Source organism: Wolbachia endosymbiont of Oedothorax gibbosus, from assembly GCF_936270435.1.
Lineage (GTDB): Bacteria > Pseudomonadota > Alphaproteobacteria > Rickettsiales > Anaplasmataceae > Wolbachia.
In genome coordinates this window covers 1339308-1355232 of record NZ_OW370567.1, presented here as the reverse complement: position 1 = coordinate 1355232, position 15925 = coordinate 1339308, and the positions used below count along the sequence as shown (strand labels likewise).

15 protein-coding genes and 3 tRNA genes are annotated in these 15925 nt (G+C 35.8%); 16 read left to right on the top strand and 2 right to left on the bottom strand.

The features are described 5' to 3' along the window. Positions 1–61: 61 nt before the first annotated feature. Positions 62–610: a 16S rRNA (guanine(966)-N(2))-methyltransferase RsmD gene (gene rsmD / locus NBW39_RS06880; protein ID WP_250295004.1), complete on the top strand. Its 549-nt coding sequence runs from the start codon at positions 62–64 to the stop codon at positions 608–610. A gap of 797 nt (positions 611–1407) precedes the next feature. Here the strand turns inward: rsmD and NBW39_RS06875 are convergent. Further along, positions 1408–1480, bottom strand: a tRNA-Gly gene (locus tag NBW39_RS06875). Between the two features lie 180 nt (positions 1481–1660). On the opposite strand from NBW39_RS06875, the gene NBW39_RS06870 reads away from it, so the two are divergent. The 9 genes from NBW39_RS06870 (at position 1661) to NBW39_RS06830 (ending at position 8353) form a co-directional block, all read left to right on the top strand. Then, entirely contained in the window at positions 1661–2281 is a 621-nt protein-coding gene (locus NBW39_RS06870; protein WP_250295003.1) for a ribonuclease D, read from the top strand. A gap of 125 nt (positions 2282–2406) precedes the next feature. Continuing rightward, a complete protein-coding gene (gene trxA, locus NBW39_RS06865) occupies positions 2407–2730 on the top strand; it encodes a thioredoxin (RefSeq protein ID WP_064125104.1) in 324 nt (107 codons plus the stop codon). Between the two features lie 42 nt (positions 2731–2772). Then, a tRNA-Ile gene (locus NBW39_RS06860) sits at positions 2773–2849 on the top strand. A 70-nt stretch (positions 2850–2919) separates the two neighbouring features. Further along, complete coding sequence (locus NBW39_RS06855; protein ID WP_250295780.1) at positions 2920–3576, top strand: CADD family putative folate metabolism protein; 657 nt, start codon at positions 2920–2922, stop codon at positions 3574–3576. 47 nt (positions 3577–3623) lie between these two features. Beyond that, positions 3624–4013, top strand: a complete 390-nt coding sequence (locus NBW39_RS06850; protein WP_250295002.1) for a dihydroneopterin aldolase — start codon at positions 3624–3626, stop codon at positions 4011–4013. After that, positions 4013–5293, top strand: coding sequence for a dihydropteroate synthase (folP, locus tag NBW39_RS06845; RefSeq protein ID WP_250295001.1), 1281 nt, complete (start codon positions 4013–4015; stop codon positions 5291–5293). The genes NBW39_RS06850 and folP overlap by 1 nt, the downstream gene beginning before the upstream one ends. Next, complete coding sequence (locus NBW39_RS06840) at positions 5290–5760, top strand: dihydrofolate reductase (protein ID WP_250295000.1); 471 nt, start codon at positions 5290–5292, stop codon at positions 5758–5760. Before folP ends, NBW39_RS06840 begins: the two co-directional genes overlap by 4 nt. Position 5761: 1 nt before the next feature. After that, positions 5762–6490, top strand: a complete 729-nt coding sequence (locus tag NBW39_RS06835) for a putative folate metabolism gamma-glutamate ligase (RefSeq protein WP_250294999.1) — start codon at positions 5762–5764, stop codon at positions 6488–6490. Between the two features lie 990 nt (positions 6491–7480). Further along, complete coding sequence (locus NBW39_RS06830) at positions 7481–8353, top strand: IS982 family transposase (protein WP_250294632.1); 873 nt, start codon at positions 7481–7483, stop codon at positions 8351–8353. Here the strand turns inward: NBW39_RS06830 and NBW39_RS06825 are convergent. After that, a protein-coding gene (locus NBW39_RS06825) for an IS5 family transposase (protein ID WP_250294998.1) occupies positions 8350–9151 on the bottom strand; the annotation gives its coding sequence in 2 pieces (ribosomal slippage) (positions 8350–8886 and positions 8888–9151; 801 coding nt in all). The two genes, NBW39_RS06830 and NBW39_RS06825, sit on opposite strands and share 4 nt — an antisense overlap. A gap of 159 nt (positions 9152–9310) precedes the next feature. On the opposite strand from NBW39_RS06825, the gene dnaE reads away from it, so the two are divergent. The 6 genes from dnaE (at position 9311) to NBW39_RS06795 (ending at position 15891) form a co-directional block, all read left to right on the top strand. Further along, positions 9311–12631: a DNA polymerase III subunit alpha gene (gene dnaE, locus NBW39_RS06820; RefSeq protein WP_250294997.1), complete on the top strand. Its 3321-nt coding sequence runs from the start codon at positions 9311–9313 to the stop codon at positions 12629–12631. A gap of 48 nt (positions 12632–12679) precedes the next feature. Next, positions 12680–13453: a 30S ribosomal protein S6 gene (gene rpsF / locus NBW39_RS06815; protein ID WP_250294996.1), complete on the top strand. Its 774-nt coding sequence runs from the start codon at positions 12680–12682 to the stop codon at positions 13451–13453. After that, on the top strand, positions 13453–13728 hold the full coding sequence (gene rpsR, locus NBW39_RS06810) for a 30S ribosomal protein S18 (RefSeq protein ID WP_250294995.1): 276 nt from the start codon (positions 13453–13455) through the stop codon (positions 13726–13728). Before rpsF ends, rpsR begins: the two co-directional genes overlap by 1 nt. Before the next feature lie 7 nt (positions 13729–13735). Beyond that, the gene (gene rplI, locus NBW39_RS06805; RefSeq protein ID WP_250294994.1) at positions 13736–14290 is read left to right on the top strand and encodes a 50S ribosomal protein L9; all 555 of its coding nucleotides are present in this window, start codon (positions 13736–13738) and stop codon (positions 14288–14290) included. A 236-nt stretch (positions 14291–14526) separates the two neighbouring features. Then, positions 14527–15819 carry an adenylosuccinate lyase gene (gene purB / locus NBW39_RS06800; RefSeq protein ID WP_250294993.1) on the top strand — a complete coding sequence of 431 codons (1293 nt, stop codon included), beginning with the start codon at positions 14527–14529 and terminating at the stop codon, positions 15817–15819. Continuing rightward, positions 15819–15891: transfer RNA gene (locus tag NBW39_RS06795), tRNA-Met, on the top strand. The genes purB and NBW39_RS06795 overlap by 1 nt, the downstream gene beginning before the upstream one ends. The last annotated feature ends 34 nt before the right edge of the window (positions 15892–15925 follow it).

The following is a 15925-nucleotide window of genomic DNA, read 5'->3' as shown; positions in this document are numbered from 1 at the left end:
AAAGCCATATTGACATTAATCTTATAGTATAAATAATTAATTATTTTGGAGCTTATTTAATATGCTACGCATTATTGCAGGCAAATATCGCGGAAGAAAAATAACTACAGGCAAGCACTTAGCTGCACGACCAACTATGAGTATTGTTCGAGAAGCAATATTTAGCATGCTTTCCTCAAGAAAACCTATTTATAATTTGAATGTACTTGATTTGTTCTGTGGTAGTGGCTCTTTTTCATTTGAAGCGCTTTCTCGCGGTGCTAAACATGCGTTCATGGTGGATTCAGATTATTACAATTTGCAACTGCCTAAAAAAACAGCAGAAGATTTTGGAATTACGGACAATGTTACGCTAATTTGTTGCAGTGCTAACGGATTACCAAAACCTATTTCAAAGTGCAACATAGTTTTTATAGACCCACCTTATAATAGTAATTTAGTTGAATCAACGTTGAATGGATTAGCTCACTCAGGCTGGTTAAGTGATGATGCATTGATAATTCTAGAGATTAGGAAAAACGAAGGTTTTGAGTGCAATAAAAACTTTAGTATAATCTTGGAACGTACCTACGGTATAGCAAAAATAATTTTTCTTTCTCTATCAACTTAAATGTGTCCGTTCAGAGGAGTGGCAAAATAGGTAAACGAGAAAAGACAACTATAGGAACAAATGGGTGTCATCAAAGTAGCTTGACTACTTGGATCCAGAAGAAAGAATGGTGTCATCAAAGTAGCTTGACTACTTGGATCCAGAAGACTTAATTTTAACCAAATAATAAAGACTAGATCCAAGTAGCCCTTTCTTGTCATCCCAGTCTGGGATCCAGGAATTTTATTAAGTATAAAAGTAGCCATTTTATGCTAAAATACAACGTTTTGATGATTATGAAAAGGCTGGATACCAGACTGGCCTCCTAGTAGAGATCGCTTTTGTAATTGCAACATTCATGCAGTCTTTAGCCACAAATATTAAGAAATTTACCAAACGAAAAAAAAGGCAAAAGAAACCCTGGTCATTGTTTATTTTCAGTATTTGGCGTTTTTTAAGTCTTAAACACTGCAATTTAGCTGCTTTTAAGTGCAACTAAGCTTAGCTAAAATATTTAAGAAATTTACTAAGCAGAAAAAAAGGCAAAAGAAATCCCGTGGTAATTAGTGTTCACTCTCTAATCCTGCAAATTGGCGTACTATACTGTCTTAAACAGCGCGTTTCAGCTTATATAGCTAGAAATACTGTGAAGACATAAGGTGCACATAGTGCAAAAAATTAAAAATAAGACGCCAACTACGTTGTTTTCTTGCTGTTTAATCTGCACAGATGAAGATAACTGAATACCTTCACTATCATGATAAGGGGCTGGCGGAGTTTGTCAAGGGATTTTTGACGAAATGATTTTGAAAGTAAAGAGCGGGAGAAGGGGTTCGAACCCTCGACCTCAACCTTGGCAAGGTTGCGCTCTACCAACTGAGCTACTCCCGCAAGTAAATTAACCTAAATTTACTTAATTATAGGCATACACAACGATTTGTAAACCCCGTGTACACGAAAAATGTGAGAGCCCATAAACTTGCTTGGTTCCTTCTATGATCTTTTCGTATACTTAAGGCTCATTTTTGATTATCATAGGTTTTCAATTGTGCCAAAAAATGTATTAATTTTATGGGAATATTTTTATATAAAGACGACTTGCCAGCTAGTTCAATACCAGATGATGTAAGGTCTATAGCTGTTGATACCGAGGCAATGGGGCTACTTCATAGCAGAGATAGATTATGCCTTGTGCAGCTCTCTTTCAATGATGGCAATGCTCACTTGGTTCAACTCAAGAACGATTATACAGCGCCAAATTTGAGAAAAATATTAGAGGATAAAAATATAACTAAAATATTTCACTTCGCGCGATTTGATCTGAGCATAATACGTTATTACTTGAAAACTTGGGCACTTCCGTGCTATTGCACAAAAATAGCTTCACGGTTGGTTCGCACCTACACAGATAATCATAGCTTAAAAGAGTTATGTTTAGAGCTACTTGATACCAAACTAAATAAGCAGCAGCAATCTTCTGATTGGGGAAACGAAAATTTAACAGACAAACAAAAAAGTTATGCTGCATCTGATGTTTTGTATCTCCATAGGATAAAGGAAAAGCTAGACTTAATGCTGGAACGTGAAAATAGAAAAGAATTGGCTCAAAAGTGCTTTGAATTTCTTCCGACTCGTATTGAGTTAGACTTAATGGGTTGGGAAAACGTGGATATCTTTAATCATCAGATGTAATCATTTGTGAGAAGTTTTTTGTTTGTGCAAAACACTTTAGGGCAATTTTTTAGAAAAATTTAGTTGATTAACTGCTAATTGATGTGCTATATTTTACAAACAATCGTTTTAAATTTAGGTATTTTATGAGTGATGACATTATATCAGTAAATGATCAAAATTTCAAATCTGAAGTCACTGACTATAAAGGGTTTGTTCTGATAGACTTTTGGGCAGAATGGTGTGGGCCATGTAAAAGTCTAATGCCACGTATAGAACAATTGGCTAAAGATAGAAAAGGCAAGATTAAGATCTGCAAGTTCGACATAGATGAAGGGACTGAAGTGCCAAGTAAGTATGGAGTGCAATCTATACCCACTTTAATCATATTTCAAGATGGTAAGGAAATTGCACGCAAAATTGGTGCAACAAATGATTTGCCAAGTTGGGTTGATAGTGAAATAAGCTAATAGACAAATTTGCTTTTGTGTGTATTATAAATCTTGATAAAAGGGATTGTAGCTCAGTCGGTTAGAGCAGTTCGCTCATAACGAATTGGTCGTAGGTTCGAGTCCTACCAATCCCACCATTGTTAGCATGATCGTAACAATGAGAAAACTATAGTATATGAACTATATATTAATGTAATGGGGGAAATGATGGAGTTTATTAAATCTCTAAACAATAAATTAGATGAGTTGCACTTACTAAATCATCCATTCTACCAATCATGGAATACAGGAAGCTTAAGCTTGCAAGCTTTACAAACCTACGCTAAAGAATATTATCATCATGTTGCAGCATTTCCTCGTTATATCAGCGGTATACATTCCTTGTGCCCAAACCTAAAGATGCGGCAAGTTTTGCTTGGCAATTTGATAGAAGAAGAACAAGGTGATGAAAATCATCCAGAATTATGGAAGCGTTTTGCTGAAGGACTTGGCATAACACGGTCTGATCTTCATAAAGATGCACAGATTAAAGAGACACAGGAGTTAGTTGATGGTTACTTTGATATTGTAAGATCAGGTTTTGCGGCAGGTCTTGGAGCCTTGTACGCTTACGAACGTCAAACTCCAGAGGTTTCTAAGTCTAAAATTGAAGGTTTAAAAAAGCACTATTCAATAAGTGATGAGCGTTCTCTTCAATTTTTTACGGTTCATATGCATGCTGATGAATGGCATTCTGAGGAGTGTGCAAATCTTATTGAAGATCTAGATGAAAAAGAGCAAGATAAAGTTATGCAGGGTGCTCAAAAGGGAGCAAAGCTCTTGTGGGATTTTCTTGATGGAATGATGAATGCTAGCGTGTGTTAGTAGTTATAAGTAGCTTAAGAATTAAAACTCAGTGATGTTGGGATGCAATGTCTGCATGTAATCTTCTTATATCTGACTTACGGCTTTGGGTTCATTTAGGCTATAGTGCAGAAGAGAAGTATCATTCCCAATTAGTTAGTATTAATGTTGATTTTATTTTTAAATCTCCTCCTTTAGGGCTTATGACTGACCGGCTTGAGGATACTGTCTGCTATCTAGAGATAGTACAAAATATTCAATCTCTTGTTCAGAGCAAGCAATTCAATTTAATTGAGCACTTAACCCATGATATATACAGAGCCATTAATAATCTTTTGGTGCAAAAAAAACATAGTATTTCTTCCATAAGAGTGACTACTCACAAAGTTGCACCACCCGTTCCTAATGTGCATGGAGGTGTTTTCTTTACTTACTGTAGTGCATTGCAAGAACAGTAATGATCTATATTTCTATTGGCTCAAACATAGGAAATCGCCTTTCCCATTTACAAAAGGCTGCTCAGTTACTAAAGGAACGCTATTTTAAAGATTTAAAGTCTTCGATCATTCTAGAAACTAAGGCCATTTTACCAAACGGTGCTCCACCTGAATGGGATAGGCCATTTTTCAACATGATTGTCTATGGAAGTTGTTCTTCTTCTCCCGAAGAGCTATTAAAAGGCCTAAAACAAATTGAGTGTGATATTGGCCGCCTGCAGGTCTATGAAAAATGGGCACCTCGCGTTATTGATTTGGATATTTTGTTATGGGATGATCTAACGCTCGATACACCCTACCTTAGAATTCCTCACCCAGAATTGATAAACAGACCATTTTTGCTTCACTTGATGGCAATGCTGAGTCCCATGGCAGTAGTTAACAAAACGTTTGGTACTATTAACCCTAACATTAAGGATTGCTTTTTAAGGAGTTTTACGCTTTCACCAGAGCTTGTAGGTATTGTTAATATTACTCCTGATTCATTTTCAGATGGCGGTCTTTATTATGATGCAGATCAAGCAACCAAGCAGGCACTGCGGCTGTTATCAGATGGTGCAAGCATAGTTGAACTTGGTGCTCAATCAACAAGACCTGGCTCCTCAATACAAACTCCAAAAGCAGAATATGCACGCTTAAAACCAGTGCTTGATGACCTTAATCAATATATGAAAGTTGGTGACATTAAAGTCAGCATTGATAGTTTCTGGCCAGATGTTATTTTGAATGTTTTGGAGCACTACAACATTGCCTGGGTAAACGATCAGAAGGGAGATCTAGATGATAATACCTTAAAAGCGATTGCTAGCAGTGGATGTAGTATCGTTATTATGCATTCACTCTCCATACCACCACATAGTGACAACATTATCCCAAGTGACATTGATCCAATTGATACCATAAATAATTGGGCAGAAAGGAACATTAATAGATTACTAGCTCTAGGTTTTGATCAAAGCTCGATCATTATTGATCCTGGTATTTGTTTTGGCAAATCTCTATATCAGAATATCTGGCTTTTACGCAATATAGAAGCATTACAAAGTTTTGGCTGCAAGGTTTTAGTTGGTCATTCTAGAAAGTCATTTATTTCTTCTTTTTCCACAGAACTTGCCTTTAATCGAGATTTAGAAACAATTGCTTTATCATCTGCATTGCACAACAAAGTTGATTTCCTTCGAGTGCATAATGTGCGTGATCATATGCGATTTTTTGTAGCTCAAGCTGCTTTACAGGGATGATAGTTATCGGAATTATGGCTGTTGATCCCAAGGGAGTAATTGGAATAAATAATAGATTGCCCTGGCATTATCCAAGTGAGTTAGATCATTTTCGTCAGGTGACTGACAAACAAGTTATTGTGATGGGAAGAAAAACATTTGAAACAATACCACAAAACATATTAAAGCCTATTGTTTTTTCTCGTAACAAATTAAATCCTTGTTTTAATAAAGGCATAGAATGCACTATTGTTTCTTCTATGCAAGAGTTTTTGTCAATCCAAAGTAGTTCTAAAGTCTTCATGATTGGTGGAGCACAAATAGCACACCTTTTTTTGGAGTATGATCTAATTTCAGAGTTTATCGTAACAGAAATTCACAGACCTTATGAAGGTGATGTATATTTCAACTTAACACTTCTTGATAGATGGAATAAAACTATTCTTACCAAAACAAAAGACTATACTATATGCAAGCTAACACGTTAATATGCATATTGAAGCAATTTATACCCACCGCATTGAATGTGGAGAAGCATTAGAGCAAGTTCTTGATTGCTATGTTTCAAAGTTGCTAAAAGAGGAAGTTGTTCTTGCTATCACATCGAAAATCATTTCCATTTGTCAAAAACAAGTGGTTTGCAAAACTGCTTGTTCTAAAGAAGAGCTAATCAAAAGAGAAGCTGATGCAATTGTTGATGTGGCTCACAGTATCTGTTTAACGATTAAAGATAATATCTTAATTCCATCTGCTGGTATTGATGAATCAAATGGTAATGAAATGTATATTTTATATCCAAAAGATGTTCAGAAAACAGCTCTGTCAATATGGAACTATCTCAAGACAAAACACTGCATAGAATATCTTGGTATCCTGATCACGGATAGTAACATCACACCTATGCGTCGTGGGGTTACAGGCATTGCTCTTGGTTGGTGTGGATTTGAGCCACTTTATTCTTATATAGGCAAACCAGATCTTTATAGCGAGCCACTTAAAGTAACACAAGTCAATCTTCTTGATGCACTGGCAACATCTGCTGTTTTAGTTATGGGAGAAGGGGCGGAGCAAACACCAATAGCAATAATTAGTGATGCACCAAAGGTTCACTTTCTTACTCGTCCGCCAACTGTAGAAGAAGAAAAAAGTGTTAAGATATCTATGAAAAAAGATCTTTACTCTCCTCTTCTCATGGGAGCCCGTTGGTTGAAGAATTAAAGAGAAACTTAAAAAATTTGCTATTAGACTTCTTGCATAACCATATAACAAATTTTTATTGGAAATAGAAACGAAAAAACTTCCTTGACACCCTCCGCCAGCCCACTTATCATGAAACTGAAGCTATTTATTTATCTTCGCAATCTCTGCAGTGGATTAATGACAAAAAAACTTAATGTATTTCGCGTAAATCATGCTTAATTTTTTGCACTATGTGCACCTCATGTCTTTATAAAACTTTTAGGTTTCTACCTATACAAGCCGAAACGCGCTGTTTAAGACAGTAAAAGACGTCAAATAGACAAGGGAGAATTTGAATACTAGCTACCCTAGGGTTTCTTTGCCTTTTTTCCACTTAGTAAATTTCTTAACGTTTATAATTTAGGTTAGTTGCGGCTTAAAAGCAACTGAATCGCGGTTATTAAACGTTTAGAATAAAAAAACGCCATACTTGAAAGTATAATGTAAGTAATTAGCCAACCACGCGGCTTCTTTTGCCTTTTTTTTATTTGGTAAATTTCTTAAATATTTATGGCTAAAAGAGCCCAAGAGAAGTGTCATGCCAGTGCTCCTTTTTTTGTCATCCGAGTAGCCCCTATGATGTCATTCCAGTCTGGAATCCAGTTTTCCATATAATCTCATTGAAAACGTTGTAACCACTTTCTGTGCTAGTTTGCTTGCTTACAAGCAACCTTTTCTGGATCCCAGTGTCTGGGCACTGGGATGACACCTTTGTGTTTGCATAGCTGTACGAACCATACGCGTCAAGTTAAGGAAAAGTAGTATAAGAAAAAAAGGGAAATGGTAAAAACTATTTTAGATAGTAAGCAATAAAGCTAATAATTTATAGATTTTTCTGAAAAATTTATTTCATTTTAAATCAAAACTTCCTTGAAACCTCAGTTATGGATTAGAAAATAGATAAAAGTATAACTAAGAAGAGGGAAACAGGGTAAACTCGAGTATTTTAGTAATAATAAGAGGTTACACATGAAGAAAGATATTACAGAACTGTACTGTTGCGTCGAGGATTTTTGTCGTGCGGTAGATGATAATTTTGCAAATAGGTTCTTATCAAACGGCAAAAAACCAACCAGAGTACCAGAAATAGCGCACTCAGAAATTCTAACCATAATCCTATTATACCATAAATCACCATGTAAAAACTTCAAGGCTTTTTATCTTTGTTATCTTCAGTTATTCTATAGATCAGAGTTTTCAAAGCTGCCTTCATATCACAGATTTATTGCCTTAAAGCCGCGAGTTTTGTGGTATTTAGCATTACTTTTGCAATGGTTTTGTGAACAAGCAAAAATGACCGGGATTTCCTACATAGATTCTACTTCAATAGCAGTATGCCATCGAAAAAGAATCTCAAGAAATAAGGTTTTCAAAGGATTAGCAGAGTTAGGAAAGAATACTTACGGCTGGTTTTTTGGTTTTAAATTACATGTAGTAATCAATGAAATAGGTGAAATTCAAGGTGTTACGCTAACCAGAGGTAACGTCGATGACAGAAAACCTGTACCAACTCTAACCAAAAAACTAACTGGACTTTTGTTTGGAGATAAGGGCTATATAAAGAAAGAGCTCTTTGAGAAACTATTCGATAGAGGTCTAAAACTCGTCACTAAAGTGAAAAAAGGTATGAAAAATGCACTGATTTCGCTGAAAGAGAAGATTTTACTAGGGAAAAGATCGATTGTTGAAACGGTTTTTGGCTGCCTAAAAAACAAATTTGAACTTGAGCACACTCGGCATAGATCCACAGTAAATTTCTTGGTACATATTTTTTCTACCCTCATTTCTTATTCAATGCAATCGAAAAAGCCCTGTATTTCTCAGCTTTACTTCGTTGGTTAATCCATAACTGGGGTTTTAAGGAGTAAAGAAGTGAAAGCAAGAACGACCATTTGTAAGCTAGTGTTGAGTTTCCGCTCGCAATTTTTCCACAAACGCCTACATTTTTCCAACCAAGCAAAAGAGCGCTCAACAACCCATCTCTTTGGCAGTACAACAAAGGTGTGTAATTCACTTCGCTTTATTACTTCGACCGTCGAACCAATAGTTGCTTTTATTTGTGTTGCAAAATTTTCTCCAGTGTAGCCTGCATCAACAAGTATATTTTTAACTTCAGAGAGTTTTTCTTTAGCATTTTCGACCATTTTCATGGCACTGCTGCGGTCGGTTGCTTCTGCCGTTGTTACATAAATCGCGTGTGGTAAACCTTGTGTATCTACTGCAATATGGAGCTTTATTCCTGAAATTTTTTTACCTGCATCGTAGCCCTTATTTTCAGCAGTATCTGCATTTTTTACGCTCTGAGCATCAATTATACAAAAACTAGTTCTTTCTTTCCGACCATTGCTGATACGTGTCTCTCCAACTAATTTTTTTTAATACACGCTCCAAAGTACTTTCTGTATCTTCGCTTGGTTTTTCACTCCATTTTTTAAAATATTCGTAACAACTTCGCCATTTTGGAAAATCTTTTGGCAGCATTCTCCACTGACAGGCACTTTTTAGGACGTACAGCACTGCACAAAATACATCATACAAATCAAGTTTTCTTGGTTTTGTTTTCTTCCTACTACTCTCCAGAATTGATCTGATTTTTTCAAATTGTTCTCGACTTATGTCACTTGGGTATAAATTTCTCATATATCCTTATTCATATACATCATCTCATAGTTTATCACTTTTTTGAGATTATGAACAGGTTCTTAGATTTGAGAAATCTTATAGGCTTTTGTTCTCATGAAAATTATGTTCTCATGAGTAAATTAATGTTATCCTTTTTTGTTGATCTAAAGTTTGTTTATGTTCATACACTTGCGTGTTCATAGTGTTTATTCGCTGCTTGAAAGCTCGGTTAAAATTGAGGAGCTGATAGGCCTTTGTTTGCGAAATAAAATGCCAGCGGTTGCAATTACTGATTCAGGCAACTTGTTTGGCTCGCTCGAATTTTCAGAATATGCAGCAAGTAGGGGAATACAGCTAATAATAGGATGCAATATTGTAGTTAAACATTCAGAACAAAATTTACCTATATTATTGCTTGCAAAAAATGAGCAAGGGTACACTAATTTAGTCACTTTGGTAAGTGAGTCTTTTAAAAAGCGCAAGAATAACAGCGATATTCCTTACGTTGATTTTGATGAGCTATTGAATTTAAGTACGGGTCTGATCGCTTTAACCGGTGGATGTTTGGCTCAACTATTGTTGGGGCAAGATAAAGAAACGGTTGAAAAACTGCTTTCAGCATTCAATGGTCATTTATATGTTGAATTGCAGCGTCATGGGCTGAGCAAGGAGCTAGAGCTTGAAGAAGCTTTGATAGACTTTGCTTATCAGCGCAATGTACCACTCGTTGCAACAAATGATGTATTCTTTACAAATAGGTCTGACTATGAGGCTTATGATATATTAACGTGTATATCAGAGGGGAGTTATGCACTGGAGAATAACAGGAAGAAGTTAACTACCGAGCATTATTTTAAATCTGTGGCAGAAATGGAGGAACTGTTCAGCGACATTCCCGAAGCAATTCATAACACTTTAGTGATAGCTAAGCGGTGCTCTTACATGCCAAGAAGCAGGCAGCCTATCTTGCCTAAATTTCCTTGTCGAGAAAATAAAACTGAGAATGAAGAACTGAGGGAGCAGGCAGTTGCAGGATTAGAACTGCGTATTGCAAACGGAACAGATATAGACCGTAAACAATACTACGATCGGCTAAATTACGAACTAAGCGTAATAACCTCGATGAATTATTCCGGTTATTTTCTAATAGTTTCCGACTTTATCCGCTGGAGCAAAGCAAATGGCATTCCAGTTGGTCCAGGAAGAGGCTCTGGTGCTGGATCAATTGTTGCTTGGAGCTTACAGATTACAGACCTTGATCCAATAAAGTTTGGCCTAATATTTGAAAGATTTTTGAACCCTGATCGTGTATCGATGCCTGACTTTGATATTGATTTTTGCCAGGAAAAAAGAGACCTGGTTATTGATTATGTTCAGAAAAAGTACGGTTATGTTGCTCAAATAATCACTTTTGGAAAATTGCAAGCAAGGGCAGTATTGCGTGATGTTGGTAGAGTATTGCAAATGCCTTACTCTCAAGTGGATAAAATATCTAAAATGGTTCCATTTAATCCAGTAAATCCTGTAACTTTATCACAAGCGATAGAGTTTGATCAAAACCTGCAGAAAGAACGGGATAGTGATGAGGTAATTGCAAAGCTTCTTGATATATCTCTTAAGCTTGAAGGAATATATCGTCACGTTTCAACTCATGCTGCTGGAATTGTAATATGCGATCAAAAATTAGAAAATTTTGTTCCCGTCTATTATGATCCAAATTCGGCTCTGCCAATCACTCAATACAGCATGAAATATGTGGAAAAAGCTGGGCTAATAAAATTTGATTTTCTTGGACTTGGTACGCTAACGCTAATAGATCATGTGTGTCGTTTAATTAATCGTGATGGAGAAAAGATTGATATTTCTTCAGTTCCTTTGAATGACCAAAAAACTTATGAGATACTCTCAAGCGGTGATTCAATTGGAGTGTTCCAGCTTGAAAGTTCGGGAATGAGAGAAGCTTTAATCAAGTTAAAACCAGACTGCATTGAAGATATTATCGCTTTAATTTCCCTTTATCGTCCAGGACCTATGGATAACATTCCAACTTATGTTGCAAGAAAGCATGGACTTGAAAAGCCAGATTATATTCATCTGTTACTTGAGGGAGTGTTAAAAGAGACATTTGGGGTAATAATCTACCAGGAGCAGGTGATGGAAATAGCACGTATTCTTTCTGGATATAGCCTCGCAGAAGCAGATTTGCTGAGGCGTGCTATGGGTAAGAAAATCAAGGAAGAGATGGATAAACAACGTGCGCTTTTCATCCAAGGGGCAACAAAAAATGGCGTTGATTATGACAGGGCAAGTTATATCTTTGACCTTGTTGCAAAATTTGCTGGTTATGGATTTAATAAATCTCACGCAGCTGCATATGCGGTTATATCTTATCAAACGGCTTACCTTAAAGCTAATTATCCATTAGAATTTTTTACAGCACTAATGAATCTAAATATTGATGATAGAGATAAACTGAATTTATTTTATCATGCAGCAAAGTTTAGTGGCGTTACCGTTCTTCCACCTGATATAAACAAGTCTCAAGCTGAATTCTCAATAGAGGATGAACGCATACGTTATGGTATTGCTGCCTTAAGGAATGTTGGTTTTTCTATAGCGGAGGGAATAGTGAACGTACGTTCAAGCGCTATATGGGAATTTATTCAAAATTCAGGTCATATAATAAATAAGAGAGCGCTAGAAAGCCTGATTAAATCCGGAGCATTCGATAGCATGCATAAGAACAGGAAGCAGCTATATGAGTCAATGGACACGCTGATTTACTTTGCAAATAAAAACAAACAGGATAGAGAATCAAGTCAAGCTGCTTTGTTTTGTAGTCTTGATGTCCTCAAACCGAAACTTGAGAATGTGGAAGATTTTGATGAAGAGGAAAAATTAGAGCATGAGTTATTTTCACTAGGATTTTATTTAACTAATCATCCACTTGAAAAATTTAGAACTCTTCTGGAAAAGTTAAATATTGGGTTTATCGGAAAAAATAGAACAGCAAAAACTGCTGGGGTAATATTAAATGCACGTATGAGAACTTCAGAGCGTGGAAGGTTTGTTATACTCACGCTTTCTGATCCCCATAACGTTTCTGAAATAGCATTCTATAATAATGAAATAATAGAAGAAAAAAGAGATTTATTTTCACCAGGAACATTTGTGATAATTGATCTTGAAGCTTCGGAAAATACGACAAGATTAGCAGGCAAGGATATATCTGAGTTTACAAAAAGAATCACTTCTACAATAAAGGAATTAGTTCTCACCACTGAGTGCACGGATTCGCAAAAAGCCGCTATGGAGTTAAACACAATATTGAAAGATGAAGGCAGAACCAAAATAATGCTAAAACTTCTTCTCGAGAAACATAAAGTGAGCATCCTATTACCAGGTGCATACTCAATTGCTCCTCAAGTTATTTATGAAATATCTAACTTAAGCTGGATTAAAGGCGTAGAAATTAATACAAATAACTTGCTTATATAAAAAAGCTTTATATAATGAAATATTTAATCGGTATTAAAGGAAGATATAGTGAATCTTTATGAATTTACTTTTATAGCACAACAAGGATTGTTACAGCAAGAAGTAGAGGAGATGGTCCAAGAGCTAGCTGTTTCATTGAAAAATATTAAAGCGGATGTTATTTTCCAGAAGATCAAGAGTCTTATGGAAAGGCAAAATAGTACGCTTACAAAACAAGAGTTAGAAACGCGTGCTGAAAACATTAAAGAAGGTCTAGTTGCTTACTCTGATTTCTTGGAAGATCTTACAAAAATTTTATGGGTTGAATTGGAAGAAGATCTTTCAAATTTGAAAGAAGTGAAGTCAAAAATCGATAAAGAGTTGAAAGATGACCTAAAAGATTTAGGAATAACGCAGGATTTTACAAAATTTCTAGGAGGCAGTACTAAAAGTGCGTTTATCTATAATGCAGTAAATGCTTTGAAGAGAAACATTTCAGAACATCTAATAAAGATTTTTCAAGATATTTTGAAAGATTTTAGAATAAACGGTCCAACTCAATCGAGCAAAGCATTGGAGATGCTTTTGGAAAACATTGAAGCATCGGGATTAATCAAGTATGAACATTGGGGTCTTTTGGATTTTGCATATCCAATAAATAAGATGAAGAGCGGTCATTATTGTATAATGTGTATAAGTTCTACTGCAAGCATTCTGGATGAATTTGTGCGTAGAATGAAACTTAATGAGAACGTTATTCGCCACTTGTCTGTGCAGGTTGATAAATTTTTTGAAGGTAAATCTTATATGATGAATAAACAAATTGAGGAGCAAAACGCATAATGATGAAAAGACGAAATAGTTTTAATAATTCTTACGTATCTGTAAATAATAGGACTGGCTTTAGGCGTTCTAAAGTTTGCCCTCTTGCTGCGTCTAAAGATGAAGACATAGATTATAAGAATACAGATTTATTATCCAAGTTTACCTCTGACTATGGTAGGATATTACCTAGAAGATTAACAGGTGTATGTGCAAAAAAACAAAGGAAGTTACGCTTAGCGGTCATAAGGGCACGTTTTTTAGCTCTTGTTCCTTACTGTACTAAAAAAGTTTAGGTAATTTATGTTGATAATTTTAAAGGAAAATATAAGGACTTTAGGTAGGCTTGGTGAAGTTGTCAAAGTTAAACCAGGTTATGCACGTAATTTTCTTTTTCCACAAAGAAAAGCGGTGAAAGCTACCAAGGAGAATTTAGCAAAACTAGAGGAGCAACGTTTATTACTGGAAGAAGAGAATATAAAAAGATTAAATGTAGCAAAAGAGCTTGCATTGTCACTACATGATAAGTTTGTGGTATTGATAAAGCAAGCTTCAGAGGATGGTAAAATTTTTGGTTCTGTAACAACACGTGAAATTGCGAAAGTTTTACTACAAGAAGGACATGTGATAGATCACCGTAGTTTATCTTTTGGTGGAATAAGCATCAAAAACTTGGGTGAATACCAAGTAAACGTAGAATTACATAGTGAAGTAGTAGTACCAATTACTATATACGTCGTGAAATCCGAAACAGATGCAAATGAGCTAAGGCAAGTAAAATTGCAAAATCAGAAGTCTGAGCAACAAGAGGCAGAGCAAGATGCGAATAAAGAAGCTACTGATGGTGATGATAGCTGATCAAAGATGATCCCTTGTTATAGTCGTAAAGAAATGTCTGCCATGGCTAAGCTGGTGTCATCCCAGTGCTCCCCTCCTGTCATCCCAGTGCGTGACACTGGAATCCAGTTTATTTCATCATGGACATTATTTTATGCTTCTAGAATCCGTTGTCCATTGAATAATTTGCAAATACTTTTATATCTGGATTCCAGTGTCACGCACTGGAATGACACCATTATTGGAATAAATCAAAAATGATTCCCCGCTATAGCAGAAAAGAAATGTCTTCCATTTGGGAGGAAAATAATAAATTTAATATATGGCTTAAAATAGAAAAATTAGCGTGTGAAGCTCAAGCAGAGTTAGGAGTGATTCCAAATAGTGTTGCTCAGAAGCTTTCTGGTGCTATTGAATTTGATGTTGAATGTATCAACGAAATTGAATCCATTGTAAAACATGATGTTATAGCTTTTTTGACATACATTGCTGAAAAAGCGGGAGTTGATGTTCGTTATCTTCATTATGGAATGACAAGTTCTGATGTTTTAGATACATGCCTTGCGGTGCAGTTGAAAGAGTCATGTGATATTTTACTCGAGAATCTAAAAAATATACTTGCAGTATTGAAAAAAAAAGCTGAGGATTATAAAGATGTTGCATGTATTGGGCGCAGTCATGGAATGCATGCAGAACCAACAACTCTTGGATTAAAATTTGCTAGATTTTATGCTGAATTTAAACGCAATTATCAAAGATTAATTAGCGCGCAAAAAGAAATCTCAATTTGTAAAATATCAGGTGCAGTAGGTAATTTTGCAAATGTTGATCCGTTTGTTGAAGAGTATGTAGCGAAAGAAATGGGACTCATACCTGAAACCATATCGTCTCAAGTCATTCCTCGTGATAGACATGCCATGTTCTTTTCAGTTTTGGGAGTGATTGCAAGCTCAATAGAAAATATTGCAATTGAAATTCGTCATTTGCAAAGAACTGAAATCGGCGAAATTTCTGAGCATTTTTCCACTGGACAGAAGGGAAGCTCTGCTATGCCACACAAATGTAATCCTATTTTAAGTGAAAATTTAACCGGACTCTCACGCTTAATACGCAGCTATGTGTTTCCTGCGTTAGAAAATGTTGCATTGTGGCACGAACGTGATATATCACACTCGTCTGTGGAAAGATGCATTGCTCCTGATGCTTGTATAACAATGGATTTTGCTTTAGTGCGATTAACAGATTTGATAGATAAATTGGTGATCAACAAGGAAAACATTGAAAAGAACTTAAATTCTTCGAAAGGTTTAGTTTTCTCACAGCGTGTATTGCTTGAGTTAGTAAATAGTGGTTTGGCGAGGGAAGAGGCGTATAAAATTGTTCAGAGCAATGCAATGAAAGTGAAACAAGACAATAGTGATTTTTTGGCCGAATTGAAACAAGATAAATCCTTACTTGAAGTTATTAACTCTAAAAAACTTGAATCTTTGTTTGATTTGAAATATTATATGAAACATATAGATCATGTGTATAATAAGGTTTTTAATTAGGCTGAGTAGCTCAGTTGGTAGAGCAGGAGGATCATAATCTCTTGGTCGGGGGTTCAAGTCCCTCCTCAGCCATTCGAACTAAACTATGTTTAGGTATCCGTTCAGG